Source organism: Mesorhizobium sp. C277A (assembly GCF_040324395.1).
Lineage (GTDB): Bacteria > Pseudomonadota > Alphaproteobacteria > Rhizobiales > Rhizobiaceae > Mesorhizobium.
The window spans coordinates 4,487,058-4,504,654 of the sequence record NZ_JAMYVW010000002.1 but is presented as its reverse complement, the minus strand read 5'-3'; the positions used below and the strand labels follow the sequence as shown (position 1 = coordinate 4,504,654).

Genomic DNA, 17,597 nt, shown 5'->3' with positions numbered 1-17,597 from the left:
CTTTCTGGTCGTCATCCCGGGGTCTGCGCCGCGTAGCTTCGCTCCTGCTTCGCCCTGGGATGACGAAGCTCCCCCTCAGCCCGGATCGGCGGTGAAGCCGGCGGCTTCGATGCCAGCGATGGCGGCGGCCTCGTCATTGTCCGACGTATCGCCCGAAATTCCGACGGCGCCGATGGCGGCGCCTGCCTTGTCGCGGATCAGCACGCCGCCGACGACTGGCAACACGCGTCCACCCGAGACGTCGGAAATGCCGGCGACGAGATGCGGCCGCTCCTTGGCGAAAGCCTCGACACGGCGCGAGCCCATGCCGATGGCGAGCGCGCCATAGGCCTTGCCGGCCGACATTTGCGGGCGCAGGAACGAGGCTCCGTCCTGACGCTGGAAGGCGACGAGATGCGCGCCGGCGTCCAGCACGGAAACGCCGAGCGGCTTGAGCTTCAGCTCGGCGCCCTTGGCGAAGGCGGCGTCGATGATGTGCTTGGCTTTTTCGAGGGTCAGTGCGGTCATGGCTGTCTCCTGATCAAAACGCGTCAATCATCGCCTGACATGCGGGATGCGAAATCCCGGTTGCGGTTGAAATTGCTTCGCGTGGGAAAGCGGAAATGGCGGGCATTGCTGATCGTGGCACATGGCGGATACGATCCGCCGGCATCCAGATCGGGCGTCGATGAAGAAGGCCGCGCTATTTTTTCTTGGCTCGGGGCGCTTTCTTGACCGGAACGGCAGGGGCGTTGGCGAGGTCTTCCGCTTCCTTGGCAAGGCGCAATGCCCGGAGCTTGTTGGTCTTGGCCTGGCGGGCGTCGGCCTCGGCGACATACTCCGCCATCGCCTTTTGCCGCACCGTGGCTGCCTCTTCCTGCTTCTTGAAACGCATATCTGCCCTGGCGCGGGCAGTATCCTTAGAGTTCTCGACCAAGAGCGTTATCCAATCCCGTAAATTATGTTTTTCAGCCCCTTGATAGCAGAGCCGGCCTGATAATGGGGAAATAAGTTGGTCAAGCGGCCGGGGCCTCGATGCCGCTCGACGCCTTGCGGGCTACCACCGCCTCATATCCGGCCTGCAATGTAGCGCGGACGGAAGGCTGCGCGGGTGTGGCGACAGGCGTGCCCAGATGGTCGTGGCGCAACTCGTCCATGAACTGCTCCCACATTGGCGGCCCGCCTTTCTCCAGCAGCTCGGCGCGGATCGAAAGCTCCTCGCTCACCGGCAGCCAGACGCGGCCCCAAGCGCCGAGATGCGCCATGATCGGCACCAGCGTGATGGCCATCTCGGTCAGGCTGTAGATCGCCTTCTGCTTGTGCGAGGGGTCGTCGGCCTTGGTCAGCATGCCGAGTTCCATCAGCCGCTTCATCCGGTCGGCCAGGATATTGGAAGCGATGCCCTCGATCGAGCCGTTGAGCAGTTCGCGAAAGTGGCGTTTGCCGCCAAAAATCATGTCGCGCAGGATGATCAGGCTCCAGCGATCGCCGAACACTTCCAGCGACAGATTGATAGGGCATCCCGAGCGGTGTTCGGTTTTCATCCGACTCTCCTCAAAAAACCGGTTGCATTATCGTATCAGTTTTATTATCGTGCAACCGATTGCAAAATGCAACCAGTTTGATTGGCCTTTGATTGGCCGATAGGAGGAGAGTCCCATGACAAGGGCCGCAGCACCCGAAATCGTCTCCCAGACGTTTGGCGATCCCGGAGATCCAGCCATTCTGCTGATCATGGGCGCCATGGCCTCGATGCTCTGGTGGCCGGAGGCGCTCTGCAAAAAGCTCGCCGGCGAAGGCCACTTCGTGATCCGCTACGACAATCGTGACACCGGCCTGTCGACCAAATATACGCCGGGCGAGCCGCCGTATACGTTCGACGACATGGCGGACGATGCGGTGCGCGTCCTCGACAGTTGCGGCATCGGCAAGGCGCATGTGATCGGGATGTCGATGGGCGGCATGATCGCGCAACGACTGGTGTTGAAACATCCCTTGCGTGTCATCTCGCTGACCGTAATCAGCAGTTCGCCGGTGGGGATCGACACATCGCAGCTGCCGGGAACGACCGAAGCCTATATGGAGCACTCGGCCGATGGCGCCAGAGTCGACTGGTCGAACCGCGACCAGGTGGTCGGCTTCGTCGTCAAGGATGCGCGTGTGATCGCCAGCACCGCGCATCACTTCGACGAGAAGGCGATGCGGGCGTTCGTCGAACGGGACTACGACCGATCCGGCGGCTTCCTGAGCGCGACTAACCATTTCATGCTGAAGAGCTGCGAGGATCTGAAAGGACGCCTGCGCGAGATCAAGGTTCCGCTGCTCGTCATTCACGGGACATCGGATCCGATCTTTCCGGTCGAGCATGGCGCAGCCCTTGCCGACGCTGTTGCCGGCGGGCGGCTTGTCCGCGTCGAAGGCGGTGGCCACGAACTGCATCCCGACGACTGGGGCACGATCGTTGCCGCCATCGTCACGCATACCAAACCCTGAAGGCAGTCTGGAACCTTGACACATTCGCCTCACGGAAATAGTTAAGTAATTGCTTCAGTGTCGGCGCAGGCTGGCACCGCTCCAGCATCGGCGAACCACAAACAGACGAGCAAAAAATGTCCCTGACCTTCCATTTCCATCCGCTGGCATCGTTCTGCTGGAAACCGCTGATTGCGTTCTACGAGAACGACACGCCCTTCACGCCGGTTATCGTCGACCTCGGCGACGAGCAGTCGCGGGCAGCATTCCTGAAGGTGTCGCCGACCGGCAAGATGCCGGCGCTGCGTGACGATGCACGCAATCGCACGGTGCTGGAATCGACCATCGTCATCGAATATCTGGCCGCGCATTATCCCGGGCCGGTCGAGCTCATCCCGGCCGAGGCCGACCTTGCTCTCCAGGTCCGCCAGGCCGACCGTTTCTACGATTTCTACGTGCAGGCTCCGATGCAGAAGATCGTCGGCGACAGGTTGCGCCCGCAGGACAAGACCGATCCGTTCGGGGTCGAGGAAGCGCGCGCGCAACTGCGCAACGCCTATGCGATCATCGAGGAGGAGATGCGTTCGAAAATCTGGGCGGCCGGCCCCACCTTCACCATGGCCGACTGCGCGGCCTCGCCGGCGCTGTTCTACGCCAACAAGGTCGAGCCGTTCGGCGACAGCTATCCGGCCGTGAAACACTACCACGACCGCCTGCTCAAGCGGCCGTCCTTCGCCCGGGTGGTCGAGGAGGCGCAGCCCTACTTCAAGTTCTTTCCCTACAATAACGGCTGATCGCGATGCTGCACGATCCCGCCCAGCTCGACCTGATGTTCCAGGCGCTCGCAGACCCGGCCAGGCGCAGCATGGTCGAACGGCTGTCGCGTGGGCCGGCCTCGGTCAGCCAGTTGGCCGAACCGCTGGCGATGTCGCTGTCGGCCGTCGTCCAGCATCTCAACGTGCTCGAAGCAAGCGGGCTGGTGCGCTCGGAAAAGCTCGGCCGCGTGCGCACCTGCCAGATCGCGCCGCAGGCGCTGCGCAGCGCAGAACACTGGATCAACGAACGGCGGCTGACATGGGAGCGTCGGCTCGACCGGCTCGGCGATTTTCTCGCCGGGACCGAATGACCTGAAGCAGAGGAGAAATGACCATGCCCGGCAAAAGCAGAGCGGAGTTGATCCGCGGCTATTTTTCCGCCTACCAGGCGAATAACAAGGCTGCCGTCGCGGCGGTGCTCGCCGACGATTTCACCTTCACCAGCCCCTATGACGACGCCATCGACCGTGCGACCTATTTCGAGCGCTGCTGGCCGGACAGCCCGGCCTTCAGCTCGATCGTCATCGAGCGGATATGCGAGGACGAGGACGCCGCCTTTGTCCTCTATCGCTGCGAGACGGCGGACGGAAAGACCTTCCGCAACACCGAACTGCATCTGTTCCATGACGACAGGTTGCGCGCCGTCGAAGTCTATTTCGGCGCGTCCTATCGCGACGGCGTCTTCGTCGCGCAGAAACCATCAAGCTGACCTAGAGGACCTGACCATGGCCGAACGATCCGTCGTCCACTCCACCTTCGTCCTCGAGCGCCTCTATCCATTTGCACCGGCGAAAGTCTATTTCGCGCTCAGCGATCCGGCCGCCAAGCGGCGCTGGTTCGCCGACCCCGACAACCCGATGACCCACAGGCACGAAATGGATTTTCGCGTCGGCGGTCAGCCGGCGGGCCGAAGGACGGGCCGATCCACACCTATACCGCCACCTATCAGGACATCGTGCCCAACCAACGCATCGTCTACAGCTACGACATGCTGTTCGGTGATGTCAGAATCTCGGTTTCGCTGGCGACAATTGAGCTTCGCCCGGAAGGCACGGGCACGCGTCTGGTGCTCACCGAGCAGGGCGCGTTTCTCGATGGGCACGACACACCGTCATCGCGCGAGCATGGTACCGGATTCCTGCTCGATGCGCTGGGCAAGGCGCTGGCAACGGACACTTGAAAGCCAGGGAGGCGAGCTGGAATCTCGGCCTATGCTTCCCAGAACTGATCAAGCCAAATATTGAGCTTGAGGAAGCCGGCACTGCTGACTGTATAGACGCGCCTCGTGCCCTCGGCCCTGGCCTGAACCAGACCGGCGTCCAGCAACACTTTCAAGTGCTGGGACACGGCCGGGCGGGAGACTGGAAGGCCCGAAGCCAGCTCGTTGACGGTTTTCGGGCCACGCCGGAGCTCTTCCAGAAGATAGCGCCGGTTGGGGTCGGCAATCGCCATGAAGGCGTCAGAAAAGATCATGCCTATACTTGTGGGGCAAAGCTTTTCAAATCTCAACCGTCGGCTTCCGCTTTTCTGAGCCGCAGTGCTTCAGGGGTGACCGAGCGATCGGCCGGCTGGGTCTTGAAGGCATCGCGGTCTTCGATCGGCACCGGCGCGCGGCGGCTGATGCGCAGCAACGTGTAGGCGGCGAGGCTGAGATGCGCCAGCGCGGTGGCCAGGAACAGGCCTTCGGGGCGGAGCCAGCCCATCAGGGCGGCAGCCAGCAAGGGCCCGATCATGGTTCCGAAGCCATACAGAAGCAGCAGGCCGCCCGAGACCTTGACGAAATCCTCCGATCGGGCGTGGTCGTTGGCATGCGCCACGGCGATCGAATAGAGCGTGTAGGCAAAGGCGCCGTAGGCAGCGGCGAAGACAATGACGAGGACGGCGGAACGCGGTTCGAACAGGAAGATCAGGATGGCGAACAGTGCGGCGCCGAAAGCCGCGCCCGCCAGCACGAAACGGCGGTCGGTCTTGTCGGAGAGGCGTCCGGCCGGAAGCTGCATGGCCGCGCCGGCAATAACGACAAGGCTCATCATCAGTGCGATCTGGGCGGTGGAGATGCCGATACGGGCGCCGTAGACGGCGCCAAGCGTGCCCCAGGCGCCATTGGCGATGCCGACCAACAGGCAGGCGATCGCCGACACCGGCGAGTTGGCGTAGAGACCTTTGACGTCGAGCTTGACGTCCTGCAAAGGCTTGGGAGACGAAGCCGACGACACCGCGGTCGGGATCAGCGACAGGCAGAACAATATGCCGGTGATCATGAACAGCGATGCCGATCTGACGTCGCCGCCGGCAACGATCATCTGGCCGCCCATGATCGAGGCATAGGTGACCATCATGTAGAGGCCGAAGACGGTGCCGCGGTTCTCGTTGGTGGCCTTCTCGTTCAGCCAGCTTTCGATGACCATGAAGGCTCCGGCCATGGTGAAGCCGGTGAAGGCGCGCAGCAGGATCCAGACATATTCGTCGATGATCAGGCCGGTAAGCAACGCCACGATGGCGCCCGAAGCGGCAAAGGCGCCGAACGCCCGGACGTGGCCGGCGCGGCGCACCAGGCGCGGTGCGAAGAAGCAGCCGGTGACGAAGCCACCGGCCCAGGCCGTGCCCATCAGGCCGAGCGATGCGGTCGAAAACCCTTCGAGCTGGCCGCGCAACGGCAACAACAGGCCGTGCAATCCCGAAGCCGCGAGCAGGAAAGCGGTGCCGCGAAGCAGCGAGAGGATCGGCCTGTAGCTTGCAAACATTGTTTGATCCGTCTGGAGATTCGGTGGCGGGGTCTGAAGACAGGCGCATTCGGGCTTTTCGGCGGCGGATGCTCAACGCCGAAACTAACGCGAAAACTAGCCGCGGCGAAACAGGGCTTCGGCCGCCGATTTGGTGCTGCCCTTGGTCTGGAGCTCGGCTTCGAGCCGGGCAATCTCCTCGCGCAGGATGCTGATCCGTTCGGTCAGGTCACCGACCGAAAGCAGCGACAGATCCTGTCCGATCTCATGCGGGCGGGCTTTCTTCTTGGGTTCGTCGTCGAAGATCGCCATCGTCGCTCCTCCCTATTCAGTATTGGGGCTGATTTGGCCATTTGCCTGATCCGGCAATCAGCATACATAGGGCAGGGGCGTAGATGCAAACAGCCGGCAAGAAGCTGGCAGCCGGCGGACCGAGACGGGAAATTTCATGGCGAGCGGACATAAAATTCCAGCCACGATGACGGCCATTGCAATCTCGCAACCGGGCGGGCCGCGGGTGCTGAAACCGGAAACGCGCGACGTGCCGGTGCCTGGTCCCGGCGAAATCCTGATCCGGGTGCGTGCGGCCGGCGTCAACCGCCCCGACGTGCAGCAGCGCAAGGGCGCCTATCCGGCGCCGCCCGGCGCTTCCGACCTGCCCGGTCTCGAGGCATCGGGCGAAGTGGCCGTCCTTGGCGACGACATATCGCGCTGGCGCATCGGCGACCGGGTCTGCGCGCTGACGCCGGGGGGTGGTTATGCCGAATATGTAAAGGTTCATGCCGGCAGCGTGCTGCCGCTGCCCGCCGGCTTCACCCACACGGAGGCGGCCGCGGTTCCGGAAAACTATTTCACCGTCTGGCACAATGTGTTCGAGCGCGGCGGCCTGAAAAAGGGTGAGACGCTGCTGGTCCATGGCGGCTCATCGGGCATCGGCACCACGGCGATCCAGCTGGCGTCGGCCTTCGGCGCCTATGTCGTCACCACCGCCGGCAGCAAGGAAAAATGCGACGCCTGCCTGAAACTCGGCGCCGACCGGGCGATCAACTACCGCGAGGAGGATTTCGTCGCGGCGGTCAAGGATGCGACCGGCGGCAAGGGGGCCGACGTCATTCTCGACATGGTCGGCGGCGACTATATCGCGCGCAACTACGAGGCCGCCGCGGTCGAGGGCAGGATCGTCCAGATCGCCGTCCAGGCCGGCGCGGTGGCGAGCGCCGATTTCTCGAAAATCATGGTCAAGCGGCTGACCCACACCGGCTCGACGCTGCGGCCTCGCACGGTCGAGTTCAAGGCGGCGCTCGCCGCCGCACTGGAAGCACAGGTGTGGCCGCTGCTCGGCACCCGGAAGGTAGCGCCGGTGATGGACATGATCTTCCCGCTGACCGACGCCTGGCGGGCGCATGAGCGCATGGAAGAGGGCGAGCATATAGGCAAGATCGTTCTCGACGTCGGCTAGATGGGGCGAGATTTAGGCGAGGCCGGCCTGCGAATGGCGGCTCCCTGCGCTTCCGGCCTTCGCCGGCCGAAGCCCTCATGAGGCGTTGCGGCAGTTAAGGCTACGGCCGGCGTAGGCCGGTGCTTCGTACTGAAGTACGCTTCGCTCCGGTTCTCGGGAGCCGCCATTCTCTGCTCGGCCTGACCTGAACCTCGCGCCATGCTCCGCGCTCAGCCTGTCGGCAAGATGAACACAAGCTTAATGCTGCAATGCAGCATTTGCATTGCGGCTATGCAAAGACGTCTGTTCAATTCGTGGGCAGCACTGCCTATCTAAGCGTCATCGAAACGATTTGATCTAACAACTGGAGGACAACCATGAACCCGATCCGCGCTTTCCGTAACTGGCGTATGTACAACGAAACCGTGCGCGAGCTGAACAAGCTCAACGCCCGTCAGCTCAGCGACCTCGGCATCAGCCGCGGCGACATCGAGAGGATTGCCCGCAAGGCCATCTAATTCGAAGCCTGGTCGGCCGATGAGGCCTGACCACGCGGCAGAAGCAAGAGCCGCCGCAGACGGTATCCCGTCGCCGGTTCCGAGCCCGCTGGACCCTGTCCGGCGGGTTTTGTCGTCTTGGACCCCCTGTACAACTCGGCATCAATGATCGCCGGAGCCGAGGTCCTCCTGGCCTCCCCCGCTGTCCGGTGTCCGACGGCTGCGCCCTGCGCCAAAAACATTGCGAAACGGCAGCGGAGCGGTTATACAGGCCGCGAATTTCCCATTTTGGTGGCTCTAAACCACCGCCCGCGCGGGAACGCGGGCGAACGAGAAGGATTTTTGAAATGGCCAATACGCTGCTGATGCCCAAGGCGACCGCCGTCTGGCTGGTCGACAACACCGCGCTTTCCTTCGAGCAGATCGCGCAGTTCTGCGGGTTGCATCCGCTCGAGGTCAAGGCGATCGCCGACGGCGAATCGGCGCAGGGCATCAAGGGCATGGATCCGATCATGACCGGACAGCTGACCCGCGACGAGATCGCGCGCGCCGAGAAGGATCCGAACCAGCGCCTGAAACTGTCCGACCCCAAGGTGCGGGTGCCGGAATCCAAGCGCAAGGGTCCCCGCTACACACCGCTGTCGAAGCGCCAGGACCGGCCCAACGCCATCCTGTGGCTGGTCCGCAACCATCCGGAATTGAAGGACGCGCAGATTTCGCGCCTGGTCGGCACGACCAAGTCGACGATCGAACAGATCCGCGAGCGCAAGCACTGGAATTCGGCCAATCTGCAGCCGATGGACCCGGTGACGCTGGGTCTCGCTTCGCAGATCGACCTCGACATGGAAGTCAACCGCGCCTCGCGCGGCCGCGAGCAGGCGCAGCCTGTCGGCGACACGCTGCTGCCGGCTGCCGTGACCGAGCGCCTGGTGCCGGCGCCGGAGAAGCCGAAGGACGAGGATGCCGAGCTCGACGCAAACGCCGTGTTCGCCAAGCTCTCGGCGCTCAAGTCCAAGAAGGAAGATGCGGACGACGAGTAAGGTTTGCGACAGTTCATCAAAAAAGCCCGCTTCGAGCGGGCTTTTTCATTGATTATCGAAGTCTCAGCTGCGCGCCGCCCGGTCCGGCGTCATGCCATAGTCCTCCGAGCGTTCGACGGCGCGGTAGAAGTCGGCAAGCTGCTTGCCGCGCTCAGGCTTGAAGATGCGGCCGGCGATGACCACCGAGGCGATGCGGTCGATGCGGAAGGCGCGGAAATCGTCGCGCATCTCGCACCAGGCAACCAGCGTCCATACCTTGCCCCAGAACCACAGACCGAGCGGACGGATGTCACGCCCGGTGCCGCGGCCGGCCTCGTCGCGGTAGTCGATGGTCAGCACCTGTCGCTTCTCGACAGCGCGCTCGATCACGTCGATCGCCTCACGCGCGGCGTCGCTCACCACCCACATCGGCGTGTGGATCTCGGTGCGGGCGATGCGGTCCTTCTCGGCGTCGGGCAGGACGGCGCCGATCTTGACCAGCGCCTCGTCGGCCGCACGCGCCATGGCCGCGCCGCCAAAGGCCCGCACCATGCGGGCGCCGGCGACCAGCGCGACGATTTCGTCACGCGTGAACATCAGCGGCGGAAGGTCGAAACCCTCCCTCATCATGTAGCCGACGCCGGCCTCGCCGTCGATCGGCACTCCGGTCGACTGCAAATCGGCGATATCGCGGTAGATGGTCCGCTCGGAAACCTCGAGCCATGTGCCGAGCTTCTGGGCGGTGACCAGCCGGCCGCCACGCAGGTGCTGCACGATCTGAAAGAGCCTGTCGGCACGTCGCATCGTATGGTCCCTCGGCTGCTTGTCTATGAATGTCACGGTCCCGAAACCGGTTCCGGGTGACATCCATCTCCTGTTTTATGCTTGTCGTTCTCCCAAAAACCGCTGCGCACTTTTGGGCGACACGCATTATGGTTTAAGTCCTTCGCGCTTGCGCTGCACGGCGACGAATTCCGCGCCGAAGGACAATTTCTTCGTTGTCGGCGTGTTCACGTCGAGCACACGCCAGTACGGCGTGATATCGTTCAGCGTCATGCCGCGTTCGAGATCCTCATTGGCGGCTTCGGCGACGGTGCGCAGATGATAGCCGATGGTGACCGGACATGTCACTTGCGCCCCATGCTCGATGGCGAGCGCAGTGCGCAAGGCGCGTACATCCATCTCGACGCCGTTGGGGATCGTGCGGATGAAATCATCGACCTGACGGGGCGTCGGCACCAGCATCGGCTGGCCCTCGACGACGTCGCCCATTGTGCGTGGCGTCGGCTTCACGCCGTTGACGCCCGGCGTGTTCAGCCTGTCGTTCCAGCTTTTCACCATTCATGTCTCCTGACACGTTTATGGCATGGTGCTCCTGACAGCATTCTGTCAGGAGCCTTCAGCATTGTCCGTAGCAGGCGCCAAAGTTTTTGCGCCAGCCCGAGGGGTCGCTGCCCGGGGGTCCATGTCAATGATCCGGGCGTTGCGGGGTCCGCATCCAAGCATTGTCAGGTAAAACGCCTCAGATCTCGCGAATGCGGCTGTGACCCTCATACATATCCGGCCAGCCAATGTCCTTGCGGATGTCCGCCGGCAAGGAGTTCAGGAAGCGCTGGGTACGGACTTCATTGCGCATCGTGCGGATCTTGCCGACATAGTGCTGTACGCTGTTCAAAATACCAAAGCTGTTCATGACCATCTCCTCTTCTCTGATGGAGACACTATCGCATACCCCTCCTGACAGCAGTCTGTCAGGAGCATGTCAGCTCGTTGAAGAAAGCTGCGAGGTGCTTGGCGGTCGGTTCGGAAACGAGCCTTTTGTCAGGAATGGCCAAGTCGACCGAGACCATGCAAGAACCGCTTTGACAGCCTGTCGCGATGCTGCTCAAAGGCGGGCATGTCGAAACTCCTCGCGCTCGTCATCATCGGCATGATGGCCATTCAGCTGATCAAGCCGCTCGGCTGGCCGGGCCTGAAGCGGCGCGGCGATTTCTGGAAGCTGGCCCTGATCGCCATGGCGGCCATCGCGCTGGCGGGTGCGCTGGGGCACTGGGCATAGCCTTGAGGGTCAGGTCGGGTCCACCGTTCCCATGGCAATCATCCGGATGGCGTTGAGGCTGGGCACGAAGAAGTAATCGCCACCGCGCGTCGTCATGAATTCCGGCAGGTTCGCCGCAATAAAAGGCGTGGCGTTGGCCGGGCCGGCCGGAATGACATGCTTGCTCGATTCGGCGCGGTTGCCGGTCAGCGTGCAGGTGTCGTTGCCGGTTTCGGAATCCAGGCCGTAGCTCGTCCATTGCTGCTGGATGATATTCTGGCTCAGATCCATTGGAAGCAGGCTGCAATCAACAGTATTTGGAAATACCCGCGTCAGTTCTCTGAAGCCCACCAGTCCGAGCTTGTGCCCCCTCAGGTCAATCGGCGAGCACCCATCCGACCAGATGTTCGGCCCAGGCGCGGTAACCGGCTTCCGAGGCATGAAAGCCATCGGAGGCAAAGCCGGCCTCAGGGTTGGTGATCGGCAGCCGTGGCGCCGGCACGGCGCCGCGCTCGAAACAGAGGCGCTCGCCCATGCGGTTCATTGCGGTAGCGCGGATTTCGAGTATCTTGCCGAGCAGCGGCGGCATGGCCGGCGCACGGGTGAATTCCAGCACCGGCGACCAGACGACGCGGGCCTCCGGCCATTTGGCGCGCAGCGCGTAAAGCAGGCCGCCGAACTCTTTCTTGAAGCGCGGCACCGAGTGGAAATTCTTGGTGTCGTTGGTGCCGATGGCCAGCACTATATGCGTCCACCGATCGGCCGACAGATTGGGCAGCACATGGTCGCGGATCTGGCCCGACGTTGCCGAGTTGAAGCCGGCGGCGCGCCAGCGCACGGCAAGGCCGGTTCGCTGCGCGATCATGACGGCAAGCTGCGCGGCAAGCCCGTTCTCGGAATTGCCGATGCCGACGGAAGCGGCCGAGGAATCGCCCAGCACCAGCAGCGAGATGGCCGGCGCCTTGCCCGATATTTCGTGCATGACCGGCCCTTGTGCCGGCAGCATGCGGGTGGTGCGGCGGCGCACGCCGAGGCCCTGCCAGACATAGACGGGGTAGGCGAGCCAGGTAAGAAGGGCCGGGAAGCGCATGGCAATACCGTTAGAGGTTAACGGCAGCCTTAGCGCATGTTTGGGCGCAGGTGAACGCGCTTCTAGTCGCAGCAGTTTTCCTTAGCCGCCTGCTTTTCCTGATATTCGTCATGCAGCCGCACCCAGTCCATCAGGCTTTGATAAGGGCCATTTTCGCCGCGGCCCTTCGGCGTCATATCGAGATAGTCATAGGTGCCGATCTGCGCCTCGCCGCCGCGGGCGCGCGACATAAAGGTGAGAAAGATGTCGCCGTTCTCGTCCTTGTAGAAAACACTGGTGCCGGGAAGGTCCTTTGACGTGCGCGGACGCGTCTCGAAATTGTAGGTGGTGTCGCCGGCCGCGATCTGCTTGTCGGTGAAGGAGACCTGCATGTCGAAGTTGAAATCCGAGGCGTAGGACGACACCCAGTCGAATTTCCAGCCCATACGCTGCTTGTAAGGCAGCAGTTCCGCCAGCGGCGCGCGCGCAACCACCACCAGCGACACGTCGTGGCGCCTGAGATGCTGATCGGCGCCGTCTATATGGTCGGCAAGGAAGGAGCAGCCTTCGCAGCGGTGGTTCGATCCTGGCGTCATCATGAAGTGGTAGACGATCAGTTGGCTGTTGGCGCCGAACAGTCCGGCCAGGTTCTTCGGACCCTGCTCGGTCTCGAAGACATAGTCCTTGCGGATTTTCATCCAGGGCAGTTCACGCCGCTCGGCGGCGATGCGCTCACGCAACCGTGTCAATTCCTTCTCGCGCGCCAGATGCGCCTTGTGCGCCTCAAACCAGTCTTCACGCGAAACCACCTTGCTGCGAGTCATGAAGTTCTCCCTGTCTGTTCACCCAAGGACGTTTGGGGTGGGCAGAAACCGACATCGCCGTCAGCTTTTGCCGAAAAGGAGATAAGGATGGACGAACTCCGTCCAAGCCGGGCTTTGCATAAACAAACCCGGGCGCATCGGCCCGGGTTGTATGACAACGGGAGGACTGCGCTCAGGCGGCCTGTTCGAGGCTCGCCGTCCATTGTCCCAGCGCCGCCAGATGGTTCATGTGGGCACGATGGGTGAAGGCGGCCTGGCCGGCGGCGACGTTCGATGCCTTGCCGCTCCAGGCCTTTTGCGGGGCGGCCTGCAAGGCGCGGCCATAGGAGAAGGTCAGCTTCCACGGATGCGGGCCGATGGCGTTGATGGCGTTGAGGTTGGCGGTAGCCTCCTCGTCCGACTGCCCGCCCGAAAGGAAGGCGATGCCCGGCACCGCTGCCGGTACGGTTTCGCGGAACAGTTTTATGGTCTTTTCCGCGACCTCTTCGGGGCTGCTCACCTTGCCCGACTTCCTGCCGGCCAGCACCATGTTCGGCTTCAGGATGGTGCCTCCCAGCAAAACGCGCGCCGCATGCAGCTCGTCATAGAGCTTGATCAGCGTTGCCTTCGAGATGTCGTAGCAGGTGTCAATGTCGTGCGCGCCGTCCATCAGCACTTCCGGCTCGACGATCGGCACGATGCCGGCCTCCTGGCACAGTGCGGCATAGCGGGCCAGCGCATGGGCGTTGGAGGCAATCGAATTGACCGAGGGCACGCCCTTGCCGGTGTCGATGTCGACCACCGCGCGCCATTTGGCGAAGCGGGCGCCGAGCTTGTAATAATCTGCGAGCCGCTCGCGCAAGCCGTCGAGGCCTTCGGTAACGGTATCGCCGGGAAAGCCGGCGAGTGGCTTGGCGCCGGCATCGACCTTGATGCCGGGAATGGCGCCCGCCGCCTTGATGATGTCGACCAGAGGCGTGCCGTCGGCAGCCTTCTGACGGATGGTCTCGTCGTAGAGAATGACGCCGGAGATGTACTTCGTCATTGCGTCCTTGGCGCGGAACATCATCTCGCGGTAGTCGCGGCGGCTATCGGCGGTCGATTCGACGCCGATAACGTCGAAGCGCTTCTTGATGGTGCCGGAGCTCTCATCGGCGGCCAGCAGGCCCTTGCCGCCGGCCACCATCGCGGCGGCAATGTCTTCGAGACGTTCGCTCATTTTTCTTCTCCTAAGGGGGTACGTTCCGCGCGTAACGGAAGTCTACCGCCAAAGGAATGGGATCGGAAAGCTCGAATCGGTTGAAAGTTCCTGGCGTCCGTTTTTGTGCCCCCCAATCCGGTCAGGCTTGTTTCTTCAGCACGTCGACGCCGGGCAGCGGCTTGCCTTCCATCCATTCGAGGAAAGCGCCGCCGGCGGTCGAGACATAGGTGAAGTCGTCGGCGACGCCGGCATGGTTGAGGGCGGCCACCGTATCGCCGCCACCGGCGACCGAGACCAGCTTGCCGGCCCTGGTGCGGGCCGCTGCGTGCCTGGCCGCCGCCACCGTGGCGTGGTCGAAAGGCTCGATCTCGAAGGCGCCGAGCGGGCCGTTCCAGACCAGCGTCGCGGCGCGGTCGATCCATTCACCGATCGTCTTCACGGTCTTTTCGCCGACATCGAGGATCATGCCGTCAGCCGGGACATCCGAAATGGCAACGGTCTCGCTGGCCGCACCCGCCTTGAATTCCTTGGCGACGACACCGTCGACAGGCAGGATGATGGCGCAGCCGGCTTCGGCGGCCTCGATCATGATCTGCTTGGCTGTCGCGGCAAGGTCATGCTCGCACAGCGACTTGCCGACAGCGGTGCCACGCGCGGCGAGAAAAGTGTTGGCCATGCCGCCGCCGATCACCAGCGCGTCGACCTTCTTCACCAGGTTCATCAACAGGTCGATCTTGGTCGACACCTTGGCGCCGCCGACAATGGCGACGACAGGGCGGATCGGATTGCCGAGCCCCTTCTCCAGCGCCTCGAGCTCGGCCTGCATGGTGCGGCCGGCATAGGACGGCAACAGCCGCGCCAGGCCTTCGGTCGAGGAGTGCGCCCGGTGGGCGGCGGAAAAGGCATCATTGACGAAGATATCGCCATTGGCGGCGAGCCGCTCTGTGAAATCAGGGTCGTTCTTCTCCTCGGTCTTGTGGAAGCGGGTGTTTTCCAGCAGCAGCACATCGCCCTTGTTCATGGCGGCGACCGCACTGCCCGCCGTGTCGCCGACGCAATCGCCGGCAAAGCCGACCGGGCGGCCAAGCACCTCCGCGGCAGCCTTGGCGATCGGCTCCAGCGAGAATTCGGGCGAGGGACCATCCTTCGGGCGGCCGAAATGCGCGAGCAGAATGACCTTGGCGCCCTTGCCGGACAGTTCGGCGATGGTCGGTGCGATGCGTTCGATGCGGGTGGCGTCGGTGACCTTGCCGTCGGCGACGGGCACGTTGAGGTCGACGCGCACCAGCACGCGCTTGCCGCTGATATTGCCGATATAGTCGAGTGTCTTGAAGGCGGCCATGCGGGTTCCTTTCCGTGGAAAATCGCCGGGACCATACCTCGCATCGATGACGATGCAAGGCTTGAGCCGGGGTGCGAGCTAAATTTTGAGATCAAGGCGAAGGCTGTCGTGATGATGCGGGACGTCAGCGTGAACCGATCGCTTGTCAGCCTTCTGTCGTTATCTTTTCCGCCGTCGGCTCAAGGGCCTTCTCATTGGCTGTCGCCTCTGCAGTCTGCGTCTCGGTCGGCTTGCGCCAGTTGCGGATGAAGGCGGAGACACGATCGCCGATCTCGCCGGCGCTCAGGAACACCGGAACCCGCGCCACCGGCGCGGTCGGCTCGAAGGAGAGGCCGAGACCGGTGATCTTGCCCTTGTCGTCGACGTCGCGGACGATCAATTCGATCGGGCCGATCAGCACCCGGTCGGCATATTCGGCATGGCCGCCAAGCCTTGCCGTCACCAGCGCGCCGACGGTGAGCTTCTGCTCGGCTTCGCTCAATCCCGGTGTGTATGCGGCCTCGAGCTCTGCGGCCGAGCGGGCGGGATCGACGGCGAAGGCGCCGAAGAAGTCGGCATCCTCGGGGTCGACTACGGCGCGGCTGGCAAACAGCTTGTCAAGCAGGCGCGGATAGCGGTCGGGCACGAAGATATAAACCTGGTCGCCGGCCGCGAGCCGGCCCATGTCCTGGAAACGCATCGAGCGGCCGTCGCGCAGCACCAACGAGGGCCGTGCCCAGCGCGGGATACGCTCGCCGCGCGCCACCGGGCTGCCGGGCGCCACGCGGTAGGCGAGCAGTTCGTGATGGGCGGAGCCCGGCAGTTCGAGTTCGACCTTGTCGAGCGGCCCGAGCCTCGCCGGCACGATCAGGCCGAGCCGGCGCGCCAGCGGACCGACCGACCAGCCCTGCACCACCAGCGATACCAGCACGATGATGAAGGCGACGTTGAAGATGGTGCGGCCGTTCTCCAGTCCGCCGAGCAGCGGGGTGATGGCAAGCAGGATGGACACGGCGCCGCGCAGGCCGACCCAGGAGACGAAGGCGATCTCGGGACGCGGCAGGCGGAACGGGATCAGGCAGAGCCAGACGGCGACAGGGCGCGCGACAAACATCAGGAATAGGCCGAGCAGCACCGCCGGCACCATGATCGCCGGAAACTGCGAGGGTGTCGCGAACAGGCCGAGGATCAGGAACATGATGATCTGTGCCAGCCACGACATGCCGTCCTGGAAGCGCTTCAGGATGGTGACGGCGCGGATGTCGGAGTTGCCGGCAATGAGCCCGGCGAGATAGACCGCCAGGAAGCCAGAGCCGCCAATGGCGCCGGCCGCGGCGAACACCATCAGTGACAGGGTCAGCACGAAGATCGGCAGCAAGCCATGGTCAAGGTTGAGCCGGTCGACGAGGCGCACGATGCCGAGCCCGCCAAGCACGCCGACGACGGCGCCGAGCCCCATATTGAGCAGGAAGCCGAGGATCAGGTCGGTGACCAGCACATGGGTCTCGGGATTGGCGTGGGCGGCGATGATCTCGACCAGCGTGATGGTCAGGAAGATGGCGATCGGGTCGTTGGTGCCGGATTCGACTTCCAGTGTCGCGCGCACGCGTTCGCGCAGATTGATCTCGCCGGCGCGTAGCAGGAAGAAGACGGCCGCCGCATCGGTCGAGGCGACCGCGGCGCCGAGCAGGAAGGATTCCAGCCAGCTGAGGTCGAGCAGGTAATAGGCGGCGGCGCCGAACAGGCCAGTGGTCAGGATTACGCCGAAGGTCGCCAGCGACACCGCCGGTCCGGCCGCCTGGCGCAGCGCGTTGAGCGGCGTGCCGAAACCGGAATCGAACAGGATGACCGCCAGCGCCAGCGAGCCGGCAAAATATGCCACGCGCGCATTGTCGAATTCGATACCGAGACCATCGACGCCGCTGGCGAGGCCGATGCAGAGGAAGAGCAGCAGCAAAGGGGCGCCGAAGCGGAAGGCGATCAGGCTCGAGAACGCTGCGGCGACGACTAGCGCTGTGCCGACCAGCGTGACGAGATAGATCGCATGCTCCATCCGTGATTTGCCCCTCGAATTCCTCTTTCTACCGATTCACGGGAGAGTGGGGCGAAGGCATGGCCGGTGCAAGGCGCAAGGATGGCTTTTTGCCTTATGCCGCTGATTTTCCGGCGTTTGGCGGCTCGGCGCGCCTTGCCCGGCGCGCTGACGAAAAACGCCCGGGCAC

General features: G+C 63.4%; 24 protein-coding genes. 9 read left to right on the top strand and 15 right to left on the bottom strand.

The window, feature by feature from the left end:
• Window positions 1-75 precede the first annotated feature (75 nt).
• From NKK52_RS22180 to NKK52_RS22170, 3 genes are all read right to left on the bottom strand, one after another.
• Complete coding sequence (locus NKK52_RS22180) at window positions 76-507, bottom strand: GlcG/HbpS family heme-binding protein (RefSeq protein ID WP_023684003.1); 432 nt, start codon at window positions 505-507, stop codon at window positions 76-78.
• A gap of 175 nt (window positions 508-682) precedes the next feature.
• Window positions 683-916, bottom strand: coding sequence for a hypothetical protein (locus NKK52_RS22175; RefSeq protein WP_023684002.1), 234 nt, complete (start codon window positions 914-916; stop codon window positions 683-685).
• Between the two features lie 79 nt (window positions 917-995).
• On the bottom strand, window positions 996-1,523 hold the full coding sequence (locus tag NKK52_RS22170; RefSeq protein WP_023684001.1) for a winged helix-turn-helix transcriptional regulator: 528 nt from the start codon (window positions 1,521-1,523) through the stop codon (window positions 996-998).
• 115 nt (window positions 1,524-1,638) lie between these two features.
• Between NKK52_RS22170 and NKK52_RS22165 the strand changes: the two genes are divergently transcribed.
• The 5 genes from NKK52_RS22165 to NKK52_RS22145 all read left to right on the top strand — a co-directional run bounded on the left by NKK52_RS22165 (window position 1,639) and on the right by NKK52_RS22145 (window position 4,446).
• A complete protein-coding gene (locus NKK52_RS22165; RefSeq protein WP_023684000.1) occupies window positions 1,639-2,472 on the top strand; it encodes an alpha/beta fold hydrolase in 834 nt (277 codons plus the stop codon).
• A gap of 116 nt (window positions 2,473-2,588) precedes the next feature.
• A complete protein-coding gene (locus NKK52_RS22160) occupies window positions 2,589-3,245 on the top strand; it encodes a glutathione S-transferase family protein (RefSeq protein ID WP_023683999.1) in 657 nt (218 codons plus the stop codon).
• Between the two features lie 5 nt (window positions 3,246-3,250).
• Window positions 3,251-3,577: an ArsR/SmtB family transcription factor gene (locus NKK52_RS22155; RefSeq protein ID WP_023699361.1), complete on the top strand. Its 327-nt coding sequence runs from the start codon at window positions 3,251-3,253 to the stop codon at window positions 3,575-3,577.
• A gap of 23 nt (window positions 3,578-3,600) precedes the next feature.
• Complete coding sequence (locus tag NKK52_RS22150; protein WP_032887163.1) at window positions 3,601-3,975, top strand: nuclear transport factor 2 family protein; 375 nt, start codon at window positions 3,601-3,603, stop codon at window positions 3,973-3,975.
• 246 nt (window positions 3,976-4,221) lie between these two features.
• Window positions 4,222-4,446, top strand: a complete 225-nt coding sequence (locus NKK52_RS22145) for an SRPBCC domain-containing protein (RefSeq protein WP_023699360.1) — start codon at window positions 4,222-4,224, stop codon at window positions 4,444-4,446.
• A gap of 29 nt (window positions 4,447-4,475) precedes the next feature.
• Here the strand turns inward: NKK52_RS22145 and NKK52_RS22140 are convergent, their stop codons facing one another.
• From NKK52_RS22140 to NKK52_RS22130, 3 genes are all read right to left on the bottom strand, one after another.
• Complete coding sequence (locus tag NKK52_RS22140; protein ID WP_023690079.1) at window positions 4,476-4,739, bottom strand: ArsR/SmtB family transcription factor; 264 nt, start codon at window positions 4,737-4,739, stop codon at window positions 4,476-4,478.
• A gap of 32 nt (window positions 4,740-4,771) precedes the next feature.
• Window positions 4,772-6,010: an MFS transporter gene (locus NKK52_RS22135; RefSeq protein ID WP_023683997.1), complete on the bottom strand. Its 1,239-nt coding sequence runs from the start codon at window positions 6,008-6,010 to the stop codon at window positions 4,772-4,774.
• Between the two features lie 96 nt (window positions 6,011-6,106).
• Entirely contained in the window at window positions 6,107-6,301 is a 195-nt protein-coding gene (locus NKK52_RS22130; RefSeq protein ID WP_023670145.1) for a DUF1192 domain-containing protein, read from the bottom strand.
• A gap of 136 nt (window positions 6,302-6,437) precedes the next feature.
• Between NKK52_RS22130 and NKK52_RS22125 the strand changes: the two genes are divergently transcribed.
• The 3 genes from NKK52_RS22125 (at window position 6,438) to NKK52_RS22115 (ending at window position 8,964) form a co-directional block, all read left to right on the top strand.
• Window positions 6,438-7,448, top strand: coding sequence for an NAD(P)H-quinone oxidoreductase (locus NKK52_RS22125; protein WP_032903975.1), 1,011 nt, complete (start codon window positions 6,438-6,440; stop codon window positions 7,446-7,448).
• Window positions 7,449-7,804: 356 nt separating this feature from the next.
• Window positions 7,805-7,945: a DUF1127 domain-containing protein gene (locus tag NKK52_RS22120; RefSeq protein ID WP_023670143.1), complete on the top strand. Its 141-nt coding sequence runs from the start codon at window positions 7,805-7,807 to the stop codon at window positions 7,943-7,945.
• A 326-nt stretch (window positions 7,946-8,271) separates the two neighbouring features.
• Window positions 8,272-8,964, top strand: a complete 693-nt coding sequence (locus NKK52_RS22115; RefSeq protein WP_023670142.1) for a DUF1013 domain-containing protein — start codon at window positions 8,272-8,274, stop codon at window positions 8,962-8,964.
• A gap of 63 nt (window positions 8,965-9,027) precedes the next feature.
• Here NKK52_RS22115 and NKK52_RS22110 read toward each other — a convergent pair whose 3' ends face one another.
• The 3 genes from NKK52_RS22110 to NKK52_RS22100 all read right to left on the bottom strand — a co-directional run bounded on the left by NKK52_RS22110 (window position 9,028) and on the right by NKK52_RS22100 (window position 10,636).
• The gene (locus NKK52_RS22110; RefSeq protein ID WP_023683994.1) at window positions 9,028-9,747 is read right to left on the bottom strand and encodes a helix-turn-helix transcriptional regulator; all 720 of its coding nucleotides are present in this window, start codon (window positions 9,745-9,747) and stop codon (window positions 9,028-9,030) included.
• Between the two features lie 126 nt (window positions 9,748-9,873).
• Window positions 9,874-10,284 carry a hypothetical protein gene (locus NKK52_RS22105; RefSeq protein WP_031196067.1) on the bottom strand — a complete coding sequence of 137 codons (411 nt, stop codon included), beginning with the start codon at window positions 10,282-10,284 and terminating at the stop codon, window positions 9,874-9,876.
• Window positions 10,285-10,465: 181 nt separating this feature from the next.
• Entirely contained in the window at window positions 10,466-10,636 is a 171-nt protein-coding gene (locus NKK52_RS22100; protein WP_023670139.1) for a hypothetical protein, read from the bottom strand.
• 204 nt (window positions 10,637-10,840) lie between these two features.
• On the opposite strand from NKK52_RS22100, the gene NKK52_RS22095 reads away from it, so the two are divergent.
• Window positions 10,841-11,002 carry a hypothetical protein gene (locus tag NKK52_RS22095; RefSeq protein ID WP_023683991.1) on the top strand — a complete coding sequence of 54 codons (162 nt, stop codon included), beginning with the start codon at window positions 10,841-10,843 and terminating at the stop codon, window positions 11,000-11,002.
• A 9-nt stretch (window positions 11,003-11,011) separates the two neighbouring features.
• On the opposite strand, the gene NKK52_RS22090 is transcribed toward NKK52_RS22095, so the two are convergent.
• From NKK52_RS22090 to NKK52_RS22065, 6 genes are all read right to left on the bottom strand, one after another.
• A complete protein-coding gene (locus NKK52_RS22090) occupies window positions 11,012-11,332 on the bottom strand; it encodes a hypothetical protein (RefSeq protein WP_155924185.1) in 321 nt (106 codons plus the stop codon).
• 25 nt (window positions 11,333-11,357) lie between these two features.
• A complete protein-coding gene (locus NKK52_RS22085; protein WP_023683989.1) occupies window positions 11,358-12,071 on the bottom strand; it encodes an SGNH/GDSL hydrolase family protein in 714 nt (237 codons plus the stop codon).
• A 62-nt stretch (window positions 12,072-12,133) separates the two neighbouring features.
• Complete coding sequence (locus NKK52_RS22080; RefSeq protein WP_023683988.1) at window positions 12,134-12,874, bottom strand: DUF899 domain-containing protein; 741 nt, start codon at window positions 12,872-12,874, stop codon at window positions 12,134-12,136.
• A gap of 172 nt (window positions 12,875-13,046) precedes the next feature.
• The gene (locus tag NKK52_RS22075; protein ID WP_023683987.1) at window positions 13,047-14,072 is read right to left on the bottom strand and encodes a class I fructose-bisphosphate aldolase; all 1,026 of its coding nucleotides are present in this window, start codon (window positions 14,070-14,072) and stop codon (window positions 13,047-13,049) included.
• A 121-nt stretch (window positions 14,073-14,193) separates the two neighbouring features.
• Window positions 14,194-15,396: a phosphoglycerate kinase gene (locus NKK52_RS22070; protein WP_023683986.1), complete on the bottom strand. Its 1,203-nt coding sequence runs from the start codon at window positions 15,394-15,396 to the stop codon at window positions 14,194-14,196.
• A gap of 145 nt (window positions 15,397-15,541) precedes the next feature.
• The gene (locus tag NKK52_RS22065) at window positions 15,542-17,428 is read right to left on the bottom strand and encodes a potassium/proton antiporter (protein ID WP_023683985.1); all 1,887 of its coding nucleotides are present in this window, start codon (window positions 17,426-17,428) and stop codon (window positions 15,542-15,544) included.
• Between the last annotated feature and the right edge of the window lie 169 nt (window positions 17,429-17,597).